Source organism: Chryseobacterium sp. POE27 (assembly GCF_039727685.1).
Lineage (GTDB): Bacteria > Bacteroidota > Bacteroidia > Flavobacteriales > Weeksellaceae > Chryseobacterium.
The window spans coordinates 2,443,287-2,461,300 of sequence record NZ_CP152475.1 but is presented as its reverse complement, the minus strand read 5'-3'; the positions used below and the strand labels follow the sequence as shown (position 1 = coordinate 2,461,300).

19 protein-coding genes are annotated in these 18,014 nt (G+C 35.9%); 9 read left to right on the top strand and 10 right to left on the bottom strand.

Annotation, left to right across the window (positions count from 1 at the left end; all coding sequences use genetic code 11):
- Window positions 1-9: 9 nt before the first annotated feature.
- The 6 genes from AAHI02_RS11605 to AAHI02_RS11580 form a co-directional block, all read right to left on the bottom strand.
- Window positions 10-441: a hypothetical protein gene (locus AAHI02_RS11605; protein WP_346983384.1), complete on the bottom strand. Its 432-nt coding sequence runs from the start codon at window positions 439-441 to the stop codon at window positions 10-12.
- Complete coding sequence (locus AAHI02_RS11600; protein ID WP_346983383.1) at window positions 441-1,580, bottom strand: beta-ketoacyl-ACP synthase III; 1,140 nt, start codon at window positions 1,578-1,580, stop codon at window positions 441-443. Before AAHI02_RS11600 ends, AAHI02_RS11605 begins: the two co-directional genes overlap by 1 nt.
- Before the next feature lies 1 nt (window position 1,581).
- Window positions 1,582-1,959 carry a hypothetical protein gene (locus tag AAHI02_RS11595; RefSeq protein WP_346983382.1) on the bottom strand — a complete coding sequence of 126 codons (378 nt, stop codon included), beginning with the start codon at window positions 1,957-1,959 and terminating at the stop codon, window positions 1,582-1,584.
- A complete protein-coding gene (locus AAHI02_RS11590; protein ID WP_346983381.1) occupies window positions 1,922-2,497 on the bottom strand; it encodes a hypothetical protein in 576 nt (191 codons plus the stop codon). The genes AAHI02_RS11595 and AAHI02_RS11590 overlap by 38 nt, the downstream gene beginning before the upstream one ends.
- Window positions 2,498-2,540: 43 nt before the next feature.
- Window positions 2,541-5,414, bottom strand: a complete 2,874-nt coding sequence (locus AAHI02_RS11585) for an MMPL family transporter (protein ID WP_346983380.1) — start codon at window positions 5,412-5,414, stop codon at window positions 2,541-2,543.
- 206 nt (window positions 5,415-5,620) lie between these two features.
- Window positions 5,621-6,160 (bottom strand): hypothetical protein, encoded by a 540-nt coding sequence (locus AAHI02_RS11580; protein ID WP_346983379.1) that lies wholly within the window; start codon window positions 6,158-6,160, stop codon window positions 5,621-5,623.
- A gap of 214 nt (window positions 6,161-6,374) precedes the next feature.
- On the opposite strand from AAHI02_RS11580, the gene AAHI02_RS11575 reads away from it, so the two are divergent.
- Window positions 6,375-6,875 carry a hypothetical protein gene (locus AAHI02_RS11575; RefSeq protein WP_346983378.1) on the top strand — a complete coding sequence of 167 codons (501 nt, stop codon included), beginning with the start codon at window positions 6,375-6,377 and terminating at the stop codon, window positions 6,873-6,875.
- Window positions 6,847-7,407: a hypothetical protein gene (locus AAHI02_RS11570; RefSeq protein ID WP_346983377.1), complete on the top strand. Its 561-nt coding sequence runs from the start codon at window positions 6,847-6,849 to the stop codon at window positions 7,405-7,407. Before AAHI02_RS11575 ends, AAHI02_RS11570 begins: the two co-directional genes overlap by 29 nt.
- On the opposite strand, the gene AAHI02_RS11565 is transcribed toward AAHI02_RS11570, so the two are convergent.
- Together AAHI02_RS11565 and AAHI02_RS11560 are read right to left on the bottom strand one after the other, a co-directional pair.
- Entirely contained in the window at window positions 7,370-8,053 is a 684-nt protein-coding gene (locus AAHI02_RS11565) for an EpsG family protein (protein WP_346983376.1), read from the bottom strand. The genes AAHI02_RS11570 and AAHI02_RS11565 overlap by 38 nt on opposite strands.
- Window positions 8,050-8,505, bottom strand: a complete 456-nt coding sequence (locus tag AAHI02_RS11560; RefSeq protein ID WP_346983375.1) for a hypothetical protein — start codon at window positions 8,503-8,505, stop codon at window positions 8,050-8,052. Before AAHI02_RS11560 ends, AAHI02_RS11565 begins: the two co-directional genes overlap by 4 nt.
- A 167-nt stretch (window positions 8,506-8,672) precedes the next feature.
- Between AAHI02_RS11560 and AAHI02_RS11555 the strand changes: the two genes are divergently transcribed.
- The 4 genes from AAHI02_RS11555 (at window position 8,673) to topA (ending at window position 13,659) form a co-directional block, all read left to right on the top strand.
- Window positions 8,673-9,824: a hypothetical protein gene (locus tag AAHI02_RS11555; RefSeq protein ID WP_346983374.1), complete on the top strand. Its 1,152-nt coding sequence runs from the start codon at window positions 8,673-8,675 to the stop codon at window positions 9,822-9,824.
- A 57-nt stretch (window positions 9,825-9,881) separates the two neighbouring features.
- Window positions 9,882-10,457, top strand: a complete 576-nt coding sequence (locus tag AAHI02_RS11550; RefSeq protein ID WP_346983373.1) for a hypothetical protein — start codon at window positions 9,882-9,884, stop codon at window positions 10,455-10,457.
- Window positions 10,458-10,813: 356 nt separating this feature from the next.
- A complete protein-coding gene (locus AAHI02_RS11545; RefSeq protein WP_346983372.1) occupies window positions 10,814-11,032 on the top strand; it encodes a hypothetical protein in 219 nt (72 codons plus the stop codon).
- A 53-nt stretch (window positions 11,033-11,085) separates the two neighbouring features.
- Complete coding sequence (topA, locus tag AAHI02_RS11540) at window positions 11,086-13,659, top strand: type I DNA topoisomerase (RefSeq protein WP_346983371.1); 2,574 nt, start codon at window positions 11,086-11,088, stop codon at window positions 13,657-13,659.
- Between the two features lie 94 nt (window positions 13,660-13,753).
- Here the strand turns inward: topA and AAHI02_RS11535 are convergent, their stop codons facing one another.
- Together AAHI02_RS11535 and AAHI02_RS11530 are read right to left on the bottom strand one after the other, a co-directional pair.
- On the bottom strand, window positions 13,754-13,939 hold the full coding sequence (locus AAHI02_RS11535) for a hypothetical protein (RefSeq protein WP_346983370.1): 186 nt from the start codon (window positions 13,937-13,939) through the stop codon (window positions 13,754-13,756).
- A 78-nt stretch (window positions 13,940-14,017) separates the two neighbouring features.
- Entirely contained in the window at window positions 14,018-14,497 is a 480-nt protein-coding gene (locus AAHI02_RS11530) for a hypothetical protein (protein ID WP_346983369.1), read from the bottom strand.
- Between the two features lie 208 nt (window positions 14,498-14,705).
- Here AAHI02_RS11530 and AAHI02_RS11525 point away from each other — a divergent pair, with 208 nt between their 5' ends.
- From AAHI02_RS11525 to AAHI02_RS11515, 3 genes are all read left to right on the top strand, one after another.
- The gene (locus AAHI02_RS11525; RefSeq protein ID WP_346983368.1) at window positions 14,706-15,776 is read left to right on the top strand and encodes a formimidoylglutamase; all 1,071 of its coding nucleotides are present in this window, start codon (window positions 14,706-14,708) and stop codon (window positions 15,774-15,776) included.
- Between the two features lie 3 nt (window positions 15,777-15,779).
- Complete coding sequence (locus AAHI02_RS11520) at window positions 15,780-16,781, top strand: glycosyltransferase family 2 protein (protein ID WP_346983367.1); 1,002 nt, start codon at window positions 15,780-15,782, stop codon at window positions 16,779-16,781.
- A gap of 91 nt (window positions 16,782-16,872) precedes the next feature.
- Window positions 16,873-18,000, top strand: coding sequence for an MraY family glycosyltransferase (locus AAHI02_RS11515; RefSeq protein ID WP_346983366.1), 1,128 nt, complete (start codon window positions 16,873-16,875; stop codon window positions 17,998-18,000).
- The last annotated feature ends 14 nt before the right edge of the window (window positions 18,001-18,014 follow it).

Here is an 18,014-nt window from a genome sequence, read left to right as displayed (position 1 = left end):
CTGAATTTTTTACATTACAACAGTTTTCATCTGAGATTTTGCAATAACCTCATCATTGATCTTTGTTACAACGTCGACTAAAGTTACTCCCATCATTTCATTAATTATAGAAACTTCTGACATTAGCTTATCTCCCAATTTCGGTAATTGTATTGCCTCAAAAGTTTTGATAGCACCAATGTAGCCAGTTGGAGCTTCTTTTCCCAATAAATAATATTTGTAGCCGGTGTGCAAAGCCACGCTCTGCGCCTGGTGTTCTACCAAGCCTGACGCCTGAAAAATTCCGTCATGAACAAAAATGTTTTCCTCTTTTACTTCAAATCCTGAAACCAATTGTGTTTCAGAATATTCTGCAATGCTGTTTACCATTACAAAAGGAAATCGTTGCGGAATTAAGCTTTCCACAAAGTTTTGGTCAGATGTTGGTAATTTGTTGTCCATTAGCAAACCGTTAATAAAGCACAAGAGTATGCAAATCTTCCGCTTTCAGGAACGCAAAGAAGTACTTTTTCTCCTTTTTTCAGTTTTCCGGAATTCATTAATTCTTCCAGCGCGATGAAAATAGATCCGGCTCCGATATTTCCTACTTCAGAAAGATTGTAGAACCATTTTTCCCAAGGGAAATCCAGCCCTACTTTGGCAAATTCATCTTTTAAACCGTCCTTAAAGTACCCTGACGAAATATGTGCCAGTACGTGGTCGATGGTGTTCGGATCAAGATTGTGCTTGTCGAAAGATGATCTTAAGCTTTCGGCACCCTTTACTAAAATATATTTATCTAAAATTTTTGTATCCTGCTTTAATGCAAAAATAGACTGCTTCAGCCATTCATCGGACGGATAATCTGCCCACGATTGTAAGCTTCCGTCTTCCTGCTTTTCGCAACCTGCATACATACAGGCCTCGATTTCGTGAGCATATGAATAGAAATCAATGAATTCTATTTTTAAAGAAACTTCGTTTTCTCTTGGTTTATTTTCAAGAAGGAAAGCTCCGGCACCATCAGAAAGCATCCATCTTAAAAATTCTCTTTTAAAAGCGATGATGGGTCTTTCTTCCAGCAATGCAAGGTTTTCTGCTTCGTGATTGAATTTATCGGCTGTCATCCATGCAGACATTCTTTCGGAACCCGCACAAACGGCTTTCTCCTGAACTCCTGCCTTAACGGAAAGAAATCCATAGTTTAAAGCGTTCATTCCTGAGTTGCAGAGTCCTGTAGCGGTATTAATTTCAATAGATTTTCCGATATTGAGTTCACCGTGTACCATTGAAGCGTGAGAAGGCTGTAACTGATCTGGTGAAGTTGTTCCTACAGATAGTAGTTTCATGTCTTCCTTTTTGAAATTTTCGTCAAAGAGACCTTCAATTGCTTTTGCTGTGATCTGGGCATTGGTATGCGTAGGATTACCTTCTTTATCCAAAGCGTAGTATCTCGTTGTAATTTTATTATTTCTTAAAATAAGTGCTTTAGCTTTAGATTTAGCGCCATTTATATAACCAAGATACGTTTCCATTTCATCATTAGAAACCGGTTCATTGGGCAGGTATGTTGATGCTTTTGTTATAAATACGTCGTACATTCTATTTTATATTAATTCCTTGTAAATATTCTCTTTGTTTTTTTCTTTTAAACCAGAAGATTGGTGTTGTTAACAGGTGTAAAACCAGTACGATAGGCGAAATAATCCATATCGCGGCCATCAAATATACTTTAAAGAATTTGATGAGCAATGGACGCTTCTCTTTTTTCTTTATGATAAGATTTGACCAGATGGTGAAAATTTTGTTGCCTACTTTTTCCACTCTTACCAGAAACGCACGAATTTCTACCGCTCCGTTTTTTACAAGATCCGGCTGAAGAGCTTCAAGTGTATTGGCGGAAAAATGCTTTTCAATAATATTGCCGTATTTTCCGGAACCATTAATTTCTTCGTCTGAAACTCCTGCTGCCGGAAGCATTCCTGATTTTTTCTTTTTTGCCGGTTGTCATCCAGCGAAGAATCGTGAGTACACTTGTATAATTGTCGTGTCTGTCTACGAGTGCAATATTCCCAACCAGCCTGGCCTGCATTTGTTTTAAATATACTTTCAGTTTTTCCTGAGAAAACATCCACATATTTCTTGTTCCTGAGACGGTAACGACAGGTGTGTCTTTAAGTATGTTTTGTGCAAAACTGCTCTTCAGGAAGGATATGATCGGAATAGAAGGCGTTAAATACCAAACCTGATATCCGAAAATAATCAGATCAAATTTTTTGTTCAGAACCTCATCAGGTGGCGGAAGAATCTCGCTTGGGATCTGCAGGTAAGATTCCGGAAAGGTATCGAAAAATACATCACCTGGCCACGGAAAAGGGAAATCCTTTTTCAGCCTGATGTTGTAGTATGTCACATCATATTCCTCATTTTTCTCTTCAAACGGCCGGGCAATATTTTTTACAATATCTTCCAGCTGTCCGGATTGAGTATAATATATAACAAGTATATTTTTTTTCATTAATTCTTTTTATCCGGTTACAAAAATATGCTTTTCATATTTATTATTCAGAACTAAATACTTTTAATGATCCGTCACTGAATTTTAATGTATAGTCAGCATTGTTTAATGTGCTGTTTTTTATAGTGCAGAAGATAACGATTTCAGGAAGCTTTTCTAAAGAACAAATGTCAAAATTTTCATCCGAAACCAGCAGTACATCAATATTTTTATTAATTTCAGTGTTATCTTGTATATAACTGATTTTTCTTCTTTTTACCAGATAATTCTGTTCGGCAATCTGTCGTTTTTCATCGTTTTTCATCAAGGTGAAAATCTTTCTTCCTGCCTGCTGAAGAGTCAGTAAAATATCTTTCTGCCCAAAATCATCCGCAATATGAAAAATATTCGCATTTTTCGGAATATGTTTGTTGAGTTCAAAATAGATAGATTTGTTGTATTTAAAATCTTTCTTAACTTCACTCACGACCTCAGCATCTTTATACAAAAAGCTTAAAAACAGTTTTTTCTTAAAATAATTTTCATCTTCAAGTTCAGCTCTCAAATCCGCAAATTCCTTTCTGAAATAAGCATTGATTTTTTTTGCTCTTTCCGAATAATTTAACCCAAAACTTATATCGTCCTTTTTAATTCTTTCACCCACTTTTACGGTAATCGCTCCGTCGTAAATGATAAAATCTCCTTTCGGCAAAACTTCGGAATTCCCATGAATATAGATGGGTAAAATATCCAGACCAAACTGTTCCGCCAGATAAAATGCTCCTTTGTGAAACCTTTTAATGTCATTTGTATAGGAACGTTCCGCTTCAGGAAAAACGACTAGAGAATATCCCTGATCTATCTTTTCCTGTAGTTTGTCGATTCCGTTTTCGATACCCTGAGATACCGGATAGAATCCCATTGCCTTTACCATTTTCCCGAAAACGGGAGACTGATATACCCAGTCATTAACCAGATAAACGATCTTATGGGTAGCCATTGCAATCGCTAAAGTGTCCAGAAATGATGTATGATTGGCAATGATAACGGCCGGTTTGCTGAAGTCTTCTTTCGTAGCTTTAATGATCTTTTTCCTTACCCATGGATTCGTAAATAGTACAGAAGTTAAAAACTTTGCGGAAATTAATTTGAAAAAGTTTAATGTTCTTCCTCTGGAGTTTTTTGCAAAAGGACTGATAATCAAGGAAAAGAATAAACCTCCCAATCCATAATAAAGAAAAGATAAAGTTGAATGCAAAAAAAGTCTGAATGTAATCGGAGAAAGTCCTTTTCTCGCCCTGTTGGTAATCAGTAATCTGAACCAGAAAGGATATAATGTTGATGTGATGATAATCACTGAAAACATCCCGATCAACGCTACCAAAGCAAGCGAATGAAGGGCCGGATGTTTTGCGAAGATCAATGAACCGATCGATAATATAGTTGTGAAAACAGCCAGAATAATGGAGGTTCTGTACGTAGGAAGTTCATTTTTTCCGGTGGTGTGTTCCTTCTGCATGGCCTGGGTAAGGAAAATGCTGAAATCGTCACCTACACCGAATACAAGAGTACATACGACGGTACTGAAAATATTAAGCTCCAACCCTAGAAAATATAGAATTCCGGCTGTTACAATTCCTGTAAGGACGATCGGGAACATGGTCAGAACCGTAAGCTCAAAATTTCTGAAGAATACGATGATCGTTAAAATAATAGCTAAAAGAGAATAATTAATCAGCGTATTAAAATCTCTTTTCAGCAGACCCAGAAAGTTTTCATTCATCTGCTGACGGTCAATGGCCAGAACATCATGTCTTTTCTCAATATCTTTAATGAAACCATCTCTTTTACCTTCATCTACTTTCACCACATTCGAAACCGTAAAGAAACCGTTTTCCTGGCTCAGAAATTCGGAGACCTGCAGTGCTTTTATTTTTTCGTAATCTTTAAGAGTTAACGGAGTATAATTTTTATTTAAATTATCATTAAACTGGTTGAATGCAGTAGTATTAAAGCCATATTCATTTCCGTTTCTGACCAGCTCTGAAATTGTGGTGATCTTTTTTTCTTTCGTCCAGAATTCATTCCATTCTTTTATTTTTTTATCCTGGTCTTTTACTGATAAAACAACCCTTCCCAAAGAGTTGTAGCTTAATATTTTCCCTTCCTGCTTTTCTTTTTCCAGAAAGCCGTTCAGTTCTGAATTTTTCGTAAGCGCTTCTTCCGCAGAATTTCCATATGAAATCGTATAAATAGATTTTGAAGTAATATCAGAGAGTTTCTGTAATTTTGCCTCGCTGATTTTCAGATCTTTTGGAATGTAATTTAAATCCCCGATATCTTCATTGAATCCTACATGTCTGAATCCGAACAGACACGCAATAATAATCACCGAACAGCCAATAATCAGCGGTTTGTTCTTTTCGTAGGGATAAGATCCTATTTTATCAATGAAATTGGTATTGGTTTGTTTTTCAGATTTCGGTTTATACAGTTGAGGAACGATAATTAACGCGGTAACGGATGACAAAATTACTGTAATCGCGGCAAAAAGACCAAGATCCTTCAATGCTTCAGAACGTACAAACACAAGACACAGAAACGAAACAGCGGTTGTCGCACTGCTTAATATGATAGGCTGCGTGATTTCTTTGTAAAGCTCTTCTATATTATTGTTGTGTTTATAATGGGTAAGAATATGAAGGGCGTAATCGATCGTTATCCCAATCAGAATAGCGCCTACGCTTAACGAAATAGCCGAAATTTTATCTTTAATGAAATACAAAATCAATAAAGCCAGTAAAACCGAGAAAACCGTCGGCAGAAAAACAATAATCGGGGTAAAAAAATTCCTGAAATAATACATCAGTAAAATCAAAAGTACAGTCATGGAAATCATCACCGTATTCTGGATGTCTTTTTTTGATCTGCTCGGCATTTGCAACCGCAATCACCGGAGAACCAAAATAACTGATCTCTGTTTTTCCTTTAAATTGCTTGTTGAGGTTGTTTTTTATTTCATTAAGCTGATTGACAAAAATTTCATTGTGCTTGGTGTCATTGCTTTTATTTTTCGGATCAATAAAAAGCAGGAGATTCTTTCCGTCTTTGGTAACAATATAGCTGTTTTCGAGTTTAAAATCCTTACTGATATTTAAGGCGTTCAGTTTCTTTATTCCTAAAAAAGTAATACCAAGAGGATCTTTTTTTAATAAATTCCTTGGTGACGAGACTTGTCGGGGAAGCCAGTGAAATATAGTTGCTTTCAACCTGTTTGGCAATGCTGTCTTTATTCAGTTTTCTTCCAATTTCTTTATAATCGTTTTCATCTAAAAATAACGGAAGATTCTGATTAACAAAATCAAAGGTCTCTGAAATCTCATTGTCATTTACTTTTCCCTGAACGGAGCCTATGTATTTTTGTAAAGGTTCAATTTTTTTCAGAAAAGTATCGGCTGTTTCCGAAAGCTGAAAATCGTCTTCCTTGGATTTATTTTCAATAATGACAATAATTTTATCGGAGAAATTGAGTTGTTTAAGAATTTTCGCGGTGAGATCAGATTTTTCATTTTTCGGGATAATCTGATTGATATCTTCCTCAAAATTTATTTTTGAAGCAAAAAAAGCCGCATAACACAGCAATTCCGACTGCAAAAAGTACAGAAAGAAGCTTATTTTTAGCAATAAGATGGTATAAAAATATAAAGAAACGATGCATTACATGATCCAATCAAGTTTGCAAATTTAATTTTTTCATTATTAGTTCAAAATGTTTTAACAATAAGTTTATCTGAAAATCAGTAAAATATTTAATCAAAACGAAAAAAAAATCTACTTTTGTAAGAGTTCCCATTGATGAAATTTAAAAATAACTAGGTAAACTGACTTTGATTTTACTATGTTTAAAATATTTGATGAAAAAAAAGACGGATTTTTATTCGTCATTATTCTCCCTTTCCTGCTCTTTTTTATGTCCTATTACGGATTTGAATCTTCATATGTCGTAGGAATCAAATCCTGGGAAAAAGTTCCAGATTTTATGTTTTCATCGGTGTATGTCTATCGCGTCATTCCCAATTACTTAAGTGTCCATGTGACGGAGGCGGTGACATTTGTAGTCAATAATTATATGCCGTTTGCAAAAAGCTTTCTTCTGAAACAGGGCTCATTATTTTATCACAGCACTTTTCTTATTAATGTTTTCTTTTTTATTCTGACATCCATTGTTTTAAATGAGATTTTTAAATTAAAACCTGTTGAACTTCTTTTAAATGAAAATGTAAAAAGACTGGTTCATCTGGTGGCCCTATTTTTCATTGTTATCGTTCAATATGTTCCTACGAATTGTGATTGTATAGCTCTGTTTTTTTATGTTTTGGGAATCTTTTTTTACTCTTAAATATCTGCATAACGGAAAATATTTATATCTGATTGGTTTGGGCTTAATCATTTTTATTTCGACATTCATCAGGGAAACTTCATGCCTGAATATTGCTTTTTTTGCATCCGTTTTTATCACTCGTGATGATCTCAGGAAAAGAAATTTTGTATTTGTGAAAGAAATTTTCTTTTTGGTGCTTGCTTTCATTTTGCCTTATATTGGTTTGCGCCTGATGATCCATCAGCGGGCATCATTTGTAGAGGGAATTTATTGGGTTAAAAATTTCACAAGCCCTTACAATCTGCTGGGGCTTTTGTTTGGAATGCTGAGTATTTATTTAGGCTACAAAATGTCTGGGAAAACAGGAAAATTGATGATCCGGAAATATCTTTTCTTCTCTGCGCCTTATCTTATCATGATTGCTTCGGTAGGGCTTTTTTGGGAAACAAGACTTTTCCTTCCCCTGATCCTGACGGGAATCGTTGCCGCTTCACAAAATAAAGCTGGAAAAATTAAGGAAGAAGGAAATTCGAATAGGTATCAATCGTAAATTTTCCTCTTTCGATATTTTTAAAACTTGAAAAAATAATAAAGTTGAAAAGACAGTAACAGATAATGATGGCGTGTATTATTTTTCTGTTGGCATTATTCGCAGAATACATTGCGTAAGGCATTAGATATCCGGTTGCCGTAAAGAATATTCCGGTAAGCCGGGACGAGAATATGGTGCTTCCCCTGAAGATAAAAAAGAAACATATTCCCAATACACAGAAATTTCTCATGTATTCATAATAAGGATATTTTTCCTTCATATTATTGTCGAACGCAAATAAGAATATCGTAGACAGTATCGCATTTCCTTCCGGAACGCCAATTCCTCCGTTCAGCCTTTCGGTCGTAGTACTCATATTGATATAGTTATTGAATCCGGTCATTAAACTGCTTTCTTCAGGAAGAAGATTCCCAAAGTATTTATATATTTCAAAAGGCGAAGCAATCATTGATCCTATAATGGCAGTTGCCATAACCGTTTTATTGATAGGAATTCTTGCCAGCCAATACATAGGCAGGAAAAATATACAGACATTGTGAATTCCCATTGCCAGATAAATACAGATAAGATAATACCAGACTTTTCTTTCTTTAATAAAACGTATTGAAAAATAACAGATAATCGTTCCCAATGCCTGTCTCATCTGCCCGTTTTCACCAATAAAGAAACTCGGAAAAAAAAGAGAAGGATTGTGGTGTAAGGATAAAGGGAATTTTCTTTAATGTTTATATAATTTAAAGGAATCGAAACAAGCGCCAGAAAAAAAGTAACTACATAAAATGGAGGAGCCAGGAAAACATCGAAGATGAGTTTATTAATAAGGATATACAGCCATTCCATATCCAGCGGACTGTCTAATTTCAGGGCTTTTCTGAAAATATCCGTATAGCTTGTGTGTGAGCTGTACCAAAAGTAAATATTCTTGTAACTCCCATAATCGGGTCCTGCATCCCGAAATCCGACAACCAGGATAAGCCAGGCAGCAATGGGAATCAGATATTTTATACTGGGTTTCTCGTCTCGATAGGCTTCAGCAAAGCTTAGACATAGAATTATAATGAAGGGAACTAAATAATAAGGGTGCAATAGATGCATAAATTGTGTTTTTCAAAGTCTGTGTATGCAAAAGTAATCAAATAATTAATATATCGTCGTTAAAAATAAACAGAGGCTTAAAAGAAAATGCGTAATTTCGCGAATCTGATAAACACAAATCAAGACATTTAAAAAGAGATTAATCTTAACACAATCAAATTTTAAAGATGAAAAAAAACATATTAGATTATCAATTAGTTCTCTATCTCATTGTTGTCACTCTCTTATGTATCTTTAAGGTATATTTCGCGTACATTACATGCAACGGATATGCATTCGCCGACTGGATGATCAATTATCAGGAAGCCGGTTTCAGCAGAAGAGGATTGCCGGGAACTGTTTTCGTTTTTCTGTATAAACTATTTTCGTTAAAGATTCAGTACTCTGTTTTCTTTGTGCAGGCTGCCGTTCATATTGTTTTCTTTTATTTTCTGTATAGGCTTCTCAAATTTAAAAAGGCGAATATCATAGATGTGCTGTTTCTCTTTACCCCGTTTTGCCTTTGGGGATTTTTTTCAGATCCTGCGATAGGAGCAAGAAAAGATGGTGTTTTATGGCTGCTTTTTACTGCTTTTACTTATTACCTTTCGCAGAATAAACTTACTAAAACCAAAGAATACATCTTTCTGTTATTATTTTCCGTTTCGGTTTTTATACATGAAAGCTTTGTTTTTTATGCCCAGTATTTTTTGATGGCGCTCTATTTTCGCAACGGAAAAATTGATATTAAAAAGTACAGCCTTATTTTACTGTCGTTCTATATTCCTGCCGGAATCGTTTTATTGATGGGAATTAATACCGATTATCATAAAACATTACAGCTTATTCAGGAATGTGGGATCGATCTTCAGGAGGAGAATATTTTTCAGTGGAAAGAAACACAGCTTATCAAAATAGATTATTATACAAAAGAATTTAAAAACCTGAGCTTATATGTCATAAGTGTAGCCCTTCAACTGGGTTTTGTGATATTATATATGTTTCTGAAGAAGTTTGCGCCGGAAAACAGAAAAAAACTTTTAATGGCTTTTGCATTTGCTTTTTTTATCAGTATTCCTTTGTTTCTGATTGCTATTGATGTAGGAAGATGGTTTTATAACAATTTTATTCTTTTTGAAATACTTCTTATTTCTCTGATTCCTGTTTCGGGGATGAAATTTTTTGATTCAGAAATAGTAAAAAACCGTGTAATGATGATATTTATTGTTCTTATTCTATTGGCTGACTTTACCTACAGAGTTCCCTCCGCATTAATAGGAATACAAACAGGATTGCCATTAAGATTTTTTATGCACCTTTTCGGAATTCATTCTTTTTAAGTGTTCAATTAATTAGACCAAGTGACAACGTTTTATTTCAATTTCTTAAAACACATAATGATGATAGACAGAGCCACACAATATTTTAATACTAAGATTTTCATTTATTTTTTAATTGCAGTTACGGCTGTTTACACGCTTGTATTTACCTGGTATTATAATTTTAAGGATGACGGATACATTCTCGCCGACTGGCTTATTAATTATCAGGATGGCGGTTTCAAAAGGAGGGGATTATCCGGAAGTTTCTTTTTCCTTTTGCAGGATTTAACGGGCTTAAGGCTTAATTATCTTGTATATTTCGCCCAGTTTCTCATTATTTCAGGCTTTTTTCTGATGTACACAAAACTAATACGCTATAAAGTCACCGACTTACTTTATCTTTCACTTTTGCTTTCGCCTGTTGGTTTCGTCGGACTTTTAAATACGGTTACCTACGTTGGCAAGAAAGAGTTTATTGTATTTTTGATATTTACCTGGTTTGTTTATCTCCTCAATAACGATAAACTGTCGAAAAATAAAGAATATCTTTTTTGTATTGCCATTTTTACGGCAACTTTTCTGCACGAAGTGGTTCTTTTTTTACGTTCCGTATTTTCCCATTGCCCTATATCTGAAGAAAGGGAAGTTTGAATACAGAAGATATATCAAATATTTCCTTTCAGCCGGAATTCCCGTTTTGCTGATCTTAGCATTTGGGAAAAATGTAAATGAAGGGCGATCATTGCAAATTCTCGCGGCAAGAGGTGTTCATCCCACTTACGGAATATTTTATTGGAATATTAATGAGAGAGATTATATTAAAGAACATATCAGTGATTATCTTTTGTATTTTATCAGTTTAGCTTTTAGTGTTTTTCATCTTTCTTATTATTTAAAATTTCTAAAAGACAGAAAGGTTATATCTATTTTGTTAATAGGAGCTTTTTTTATTCTCGCTTCCGCTGTTTTATCTGGCAATTGATTGGGGAAGATGGATGTATATTCATATGATGATGATAATTGTCGCTTTTGCCCTGCTGCTGCGTAAAGGCGACTCGGTTTCAGCATCAGAATCTATAGTCGTCAACAGGAAATTTTACATCACCATGTTTATCATTATTTTCTCGCTCATCTATAGAGTTGAAATGTCAGGAAAAGGCTTTACATTCGAAGGAATACTCTACAGACTGTTTGTTGCACCGGTAGAATTATTAAATAAAATGTGATTCCAAAAACCTATCTAATAAAAAAACTTTACTTTTGCAAAAAAAATTTTAGAATGTCGAAAAACTTAGTAATCGTCGAATCACCGGCAAAAGCAAAAACGATTCAGAAGTATTTAGGGAAGGATTTTGAAGTAAAATCCAGTTTCGGACATATCCGTGACCTGCCTAAAAAAGGAATGGGGATCGATTTGGCTACCTTCAGCCCCGATTACGAAGTTTCTGCTGACAAAAAGAAATTGGTGACAGAACTGAAAGCTGCCGTGAAAAAAGCCGAAATGGTATGGCTGGCTTCCGATGAAGACCGCGAGGGTGAAGCTATTGCATGGCATCTTGCAGACGAGCTGAAACTGAAACCCGAAAACAGAAAAAGAATTGTTTTCCACGAAATTACTAAAAATGCCATTCTAAAAGCAATCGGTAACCCCAGAGATATTGATCAGAACCTTGTAAATGCCCAACAGGCAAGAAGAGTACTCGACAGAATCGTAGGTTTCGAGATGTCACCGGTTCTCTGGAAAAAAGTGAAACCCGGATTATCTGCCGGAAGAGTGCAGTCGGTAGCCGTAAGACTGATTGTTGAAAGAGAAAAAGAAATCCGTGAATTTGTTCCGAAAGCAACCTTTAAACTTGACGGAGTTTTCCTGAATAAGACAAATCAGGAAATTGCGGCAAAGCTTAAGAAAGATTTTGAAAAAGAACAGGATGCAGAAAAATTCCTGGAACTTGCCAGAACAGCAGAATTCAAGGTATTAAATGTTGAAACAAAACCGGGAACAAGATCTGCCTCAGCACCTTTTACGACTTCTACACTACAGCAGGAAGCTTCTTCCAGATTAGGATATAATGTGACCAATACCATGCGTCTTGCACAAAGATTATATGAAGAAGGGTACATTACCTATATGAGAACAGACTCGGTAAACCTTTCTCAGGAAGCTATTGACGGAGCAAAGAAACAGATCACCTCAGAATATGGTGCAGAATATTCTTCTCCAAGAAATTATACAACGAAATCAGCATCAGCACAGGAAGCTCACGAAGCTATCCGTCCGACTGATTTTACTGTTAAAAGCATCGGAGATGTTCAGTTGAACAGATTGTACCAGTTAATTTACAGAAGAACATTAGCTTCTCAGATGGCTAATGCTAAAATAGAGAAAACCGTAATCGAGATCGGGAATGCCAAATTACCACAGCATTTTGAAGCCCAGGGAGAGGTTATTATTTTCGACGGATTCTTAAAAGCTTATGGTATTGTAAAAACGGAAGAAGACGACGAAGAAAATAATGAGAAACTCCTTCCGAAAGTAAATGTGGGAGAAGTTTTAGAATATAAAAAAATTACAGCCACAGAGAAATTCACAAGGCCAAGTGCAAGATACACCGAAGCAGGATTGGTAAGAAAGCTTGAAGAACTTGGAATCGGGCGTCCTTCCACATATGCACCGACCATTCAGACGATACAGAATCGTGAGTATGTAGACAAGCGTGAAATCGAACCGCAAACTCGCGAAGTGGTAAAAATCTCTTTGGCAAAAGATAAAATTAAAAAAGAAGTCCTCGAAGAAAAATTCGGGGGCGATAAAAATAAATTCGTTCCTACAGACATCGGTGAAGTCGTGAATGACTTCCTGACAGATAATTTTAAAGAAATTCTTGACTACGGCTTTACAGCAAGAGTGGAAGAAAGCTTTGATGAAATTGCCAGCGGCGACCAGAAATGGAAGCAAATGATGACGGATTTCTACTCAAAATTCCATCCCAGAATTGAAGATGTAGAAGAAAATGCCGACAGAGCGACTGGCGACAGACTTCTTGGAATTGATCCGAAAACCGGTAAAAATGTTCACGCAAGAATCGGAAGATTCGGAGCGATGATCCAGATCGGGGAAACGGATGATGAAGAAAAACCTGTTTTTGCATCATTAATGGTCGGCCAGAATATTGCGACTATTAGTCTTGAAGAGGCATTGGAATTATTTAAGCTTCCGTTTGATCTTGGTGAAGTCGACGGCCAGCCTGTTTCAGTGGGTGTCGGAAGATTCGGGCCTTATGTGAAGTGGGGAGAAACATATATCAGCATTCCGAAAGGAGAAGATCCGCTTTCTGTAGATCAGAAGCGTGCGGAAGAGATCATTAATGAAAAGAAAATTGCTGATGCGCCGATCGCAACGTACAAAGGTGAACCTGTGACAAAAGGTTCAGGAAGATTCGGGCCGTTCATCAAGTATAAAGATATTTTCGTCAATGTTCCGAAGAGATATGATTTTGAAAATCTTTCTCAAAGTGATATCAACGAATTGATCGATGCCAAGCTTGAAAAAGAAGCCAACCGATACATCCAGCAGTGGGAAAAAGAAAAGATCTCCATTGAAAACGGAAGATGGGGACCTTTCGTTAAATTTGGAAAAGCGATGTTCAAGATTCCGAAGAAAAAAGACGATTCTAAATACGATGCCGAGGAGCTGAAAGAAGTTTCTTTGGATGAGGTTAAAAAATGGATCACCGATCAGGACAAGAATGCTTTCGCAGAAAAGAAAAAACCTGCTGCCAAGAAAACAGCTGCAGCGAAGAAAACTACAACAGCGAAAAAGCCGGCAGCTAAGAAGCCCGCAGCAAAGAAATAAATTATTTTTTTTAATATATAAAGCACAGATTTTTGGTCTGTGCTTTTTTGTTTTATGGTCCCATCCTAAAATAAAGTTTACACAAATAGACTTATTATGGAAAAGCGCTTATCATTAAATAATTATCATCCATCCAACAACATTCATCCACCAATCTTTCACGTTCATCATCCAGCCTTTTACCCTCAAAAACCAATGAAAAAGGCTGGTTTTCCACCCTTTTAGGCTCGCCGTTGAACCTTTTAGGATGAAACTCCAGCCTTTTAGGGTGAATTTTCACCCTTTTTGCATGAAAAACGACCCTTTTTGGCTGGTTGTTGAGCCTAAAAGGGTCGTTTTTGAATTCCGGACTTAGTTATTATTCTTTGTTAGGAAGTTTTTTATAGCTTTTCCTTACAAATCTCTGGCTGAGATCTTCATAAACCGGTTTTGCTGTTGGAACTCCTTTGTCATAAGCTTCTTTTGTGGTGCCGTAATAAAACATGGCAGCTGTGAGCGCTTCACTTCCGGCGAGAATGACGGTGTCTTTAATGTCTGATGCCAGTTGTGTCGCCAGATTTCCGAGCGGGTCAAGTGATGTTACCAGGGCTTCGTCTTTCAGAAACTCTGTTTTGTCCATGTAATTTGGGATGAATTCAGGATTGGTCGTCATATAGCTTTTCACCTTTTGTACGGTAGCTACCGTTTTGTTTCCCATTTTAAAGATAGATTCTTTTTCTTCTGAAGTTAAAGCCTGTAAGTAAGGCGCAAGAAGTGCTTTGCATTCCTGTAATTTCTGATTAACCTCTGTAATTACAGATTGAGGGATCTCTACACTGATCTGATTTTGTGTACTCATCGTTTGTGAATTTTTAATTATTAAACAATTAAAAGTAATAAATTTTTTGATACCACAAAATATACTTACTTCAGAAAGCATAATTTTTTAACCTTTGAACATTATTATGTTAATAACAAATCGGGGTGTAATTGATCTGAGAAATTATACAAGGAATATTCGAATTTATTTTAATATTTTTGAACTTATTAAAAAGGAAAATTGAAGCATGGATTTTGAAGATTTTATCATTTCGCCCAGAAATTTCAAGACAGAAAGTTGGCAGATCGGAAATCGTATCACGAAAAATATTAAAGAAGACAGCATAGTTTTGCTGTTCGTTTCCGATTACAGAGGAGCGAATGGTGATGCTGAGGTGCAGGATTTCACCGGTATCAGGAGAGAGTTTTATAAACTGTCACAACTTGACTTCGAGATTCCTGTCGTAGATCTTGGAGATCTGGTTTCCGGAAAGACGGTTCAGGATTCTCACTATATTTTGCAGGAAGTCTTGTCGGCCTGTCATTACAAAAGAGCCATTCCTGTGATCATCGGAGGTTCCAACGATTTTGCCTTTTCCCTTTTTTCAGCCCTGAATTTTCATACTAAAAATATCAACTACACGCAGATCAGCAATATTATTTCTCTGAAACAGGGAGAAATGATTGACGAATATAATTTTTTAAGCAAAATATTCGGGTCTAAAAATTTTTCTATTAAAAATTATCATCATTTAGGATATCAGAAACATTTGAATGAAGCAGATTCCGTAAGATTAATCAAGGAAGTGGAATTTGATATCATCCGCCTTGCAGAAATGATGAATTCTACGGAGAAAACGGAACCGTTTTTCAGAAAAGCGGATCTTGTGACGGTAAACTGTGATGCGATGGAAAGCTTCAGTGAGGCCTTTTCAATGAATCCCCAGGTGAACGGGCTGAACCGAAGAGAGATCTGTGCCTATATGAAGGAAATCGGATTGAGCGAAAACCTGAAGTCCGTAGGAATCTTTAATTATAATATTTATTCTGAAAATCAGCTCAACCACCAGCTTCTCGCACAGATGATCTGGTACCTGATCGAGGGAATTAATATTCAGAGATCGCATCCGAAAGAAAGACATTATGAAATATTCTATGTGCTGATTGATGACCGGCAGTACACCTTCAAAAGGGATACCTTTAGTAATCTATGGTATTTCGGGGATGATGAAGATATAGAAAACTGCGTCCCCTGTTCCAGAAAAGATTTTGATGAAGCTAAAAAAGGCTGGCTAAACACACGACTGACGAAAAATTAATTCATGACACAAGTTCCCTCAAAAATTTCTATCATTATTCCCGTTTATAATGTAGAGCAATATCTTGCAAAATGCCTCGATTCTGTGATCCGTCAAACCTACCAGAATATTGAAATTCTGGTGGTAAATGACGGTAGTAAAGATAATTCTGCACAGATCATTGCAGACTATGTCCGGAAATATCCCGATAAAATAAAATCCTTCAACAAAGAAAACGGCGGACTGAGCGATGCCAGGAATTTCGGTGTCGACAGGGCTACCGGAGATTATATCGGATTTGTAGACAGCGATGATTATATAAATCCTTCCATGTATGAAGAAATGATTGAGCTGGCCGAAAGGCATGACGCGGAGATGGTGATCTGTAATATTCAGAAGGTAGATCAGCAAGGAAGGATTATACAGAAACTGACCCAGGTTCCCCATATGCCTGAAAAGATCGATCTTGAAAAGAATTTTTCCGTTTTTTCCGATATCAGTTATTTTGCCTGTAATAAATTATTCAGGACGGAGCTTTTTAACGGGAAAAGATTTAAAAGAAATGTTCATTTCGAAGATATTCAGCTGATCCCGCAGCTTTTATTAATGTGTAAAACCATAGCACAGACACAGAATTTCCATTATCAGTATCTTGAAAGATCAGATTCCATCACAAAAACCCATACCGAAAAAGGCCTTGATATTTTTAAAGCAATAGAAGATGTAGAGGGTTTTTTCAGTAAAACGGCTTATGCAGTGCGGGTGAAAGAGCTTAAAAATTTTCAGATTTTTGAAGGAGTTTATTCTTTTATTGCTTATCTCGCTTTTGTAAAAGATGATGATGTTTTTTACAGAATGTCTGAAAATCTAGAACAATTCATCAGTAAAAGGGACATAAAGCTGAAAAATATTTTAAATTATAATCGTTTTGGTAAGAATTATCTTTTATCTTTGCCTTTGAAAAAGAGTATATTTTATCTTTTATTTTTTGCCCGACAGAAAAAACTGATAAGAAAATTAATGTAAACACAAATGTTAGTACTGTTTCGGAAGTAAAAACAACACATATTTATTCCGGATATTTCTTCAGGAGAAGCAGTGCTTTAAATGAAAAAAGATGAAAAATTTTGAACTGTTCCTCAACCACACCGGTCTCCCTATATTTTGTATCAAAATAGGATTGGGGTTTTTATTTTCTTTTTTAATCACTTTTTTTTCCGTTCCTACCATTATCAGGATTTCCAGAAGGAAGAATCTGATGGACGAGCCTGGCATAAGGAGCTCTCATTTACGGAAAATTGCGAATCTCGGTGGAATTGCCATTTTTTATTCGATAGGAATCTGTGCTCCTATTTTCGCGTATGAGCTTTTTGATCTCTATAAATTCCTGTTTGCTTCGCTCGTTATTCTGCTGTATGTAGGCGTGATGGATGATATTGTAGTGATGAGAGCCTACAAAAAACTCGTGGCACAGATTGTTGTTTCTTCGCTTATTGTGATCGGTTCAGATATCAGGATAAGAAACCTTTTCGGTATTTTCGGAATTTATGAGATTGAATATTTCGTAAGTGTTATTTTCAGTATCATCACCTTTATTATTCTTATCAATGCTTTTAATCTTATTGATGGTATCGACGGGCTTGCGGGAGGATATTCTGTGATTTGCAGCGCACTGTTTGGGATTAGTTATTACCGTTTGGGAGAGTATAATTATCCCTTGGTAATTTTGTCGGTGATTATTATTGGGTCGGTTTTGGCTTTTCTGTATTTTAATCTTTCTAACTACCGGACGAATAAGATTTTCATGGGAGATACCGGTTCCATGCTGTTGGGATTTTTGCTGGCATTTACTTCCATCTGCTTTATTGATATTTTTATTGATAAAAAACTTCCCGATGTTCCAAGATACCACCTTCAGTCTGCACCTGTCGTAGCCGTTGCTATTCTTATACTGCCGATCGTCGATACCCTGAACGTAATAATTGTAAGAATACTTAATGGAAGATCTCCCTTTGACGCAGACAAAAATCATATACATCACAAGCTTTTAAGGCTTGATCTTACCCACAGAAGATCGTCTTTTTATATCATTATGTATTATCTTTTTGTAGTCAGTATCGCCTACTTTCTCAGACATATCAATGTCAATCTCCTGTTGCTGATTATACTGTTTATCGGCTTTTTAGGAGCTTATATTCCTGATTTTATTTATGTTTTAAAAAATAGTAAAAACACTAAAGATTAAATCTCTACTTTTGC

Bases quoted from the DNA above. Each gene is read 5' to 3' on its own strand.
- AAHI02_RS11555 (WP_346983374.1), top strand. From the start codon at position 8,673: ATGAAAAAAAACATATTAGATTATCAATTAGTTCTCTATCTCATTGTT.
- AAHI02_RS11575 (WP_346983378.1), top strand. From the start codon at position 6,375: ATGTTTAAAATATTTGATGAAAAAAAAGACGGATTTTTATTCGTCATT.
- AAHI02_RS11525 (WP_346983368.1), top strand. From the start codon at position 14,706: ATGGATTTTGAAGATTTTATCATTTCGCCCAGAAATTTCAAGACAGAA.
- AAHI02_RS11590 (WP_346983381.1), bottom strand. From the start codon at position 2,497: ATGAAAAAAAATATACTTGTTATATATTATACTCAATCCGGACAGCTG.
- AAHI02_RS11585 (WP_346983380.1), bottom strand. From the start codon at position 5,414: ATGCCGAGCAGATCAAAAAAAGACATCCAGAATACGGTGATGATTTCC.
- topA (WP_346983371.1), top strand. From the start codon at position 11,086: ATGTCGAAAAACTTAGTAATCGTCGAATCACCGGCAAAAGCAAAAACG.
- AAHI02_RS11570 (WP_346983377.1), top strand. From the start codon at position 6,847: ATGTTTTGGGAATCTTTTTTTACTCTTAAATATCTGCATAACGGAAAA.
- AAHI02_RS11565 (WP_346983376.1), bottom strand. From the start codon at position 8,053: ATGAGACAGGCATTGGGAACGATTATCTGTTATTTTTCAATACGTTTT.
- AAHI02_RS11515 (WP_346983366.1), top strand. From the start codon at position 16,873: ATGAAAAATTTTGAACTGTTCCTCAACCACACCGGTCTCCCTATATTT.
- AAHI02_RS11595 (WP_346983382.1), bottom strand. From the start codon at position 1,959: ATGCTTCCGGCAGCAGGAGTTTCAGACGAAGAAATTAATGGTTCCGGA.
- AAHI02_RS11560 (WP_346983375.1), bottom strand. From the start codon at position 8,505: ATGCATCTATTGCACCCTTATTATTTAGTTCCCTTCATTATAATTCTA.
- AAHI02_RS11605 (WP_346983384.1), bottom strand. From the start codon at position 441: ATGGACAACAAATTACCAACATCTGACCAAAACTTTGTGGAAAGCTTA.
- AAHI02_RS11545 (WP_346983372.1), top strand. From the start codon at position 10,814: ATGATGATGATAATTGTCGCTTTTGCCCTGCTGCTGCGTAAAGGCGAC.
- AAHI02_RS11550 (WP_346983373.1), top strand. From the start codon at position 9,882: ATGATGATAGACAGAGCCACACAATATTTTAATACTAAGATTTTCATT.
- AAHI02_RS11530 (WP_346983369.1), bottom strand. From the start codon at position 14,497: ATGAGTACACAAAATCAGATCAGTGTAGAGATCCCTCAATCTGTAATT.
- AAHI02_RS11520 (WP_346983367.1), top strand. From the start codon at position 15,780: ATGACACAAGTTCCCTCAAAAATTTCTATCATTATTCCCGTTTATAAT.
- AAHI02_RS11600 (WP_346983383.1), bottom strand. From the start codon at position 1,580: ATGTACGACGTATTTATAACAAAAGCATCAACATACCTGCCCAATGAA.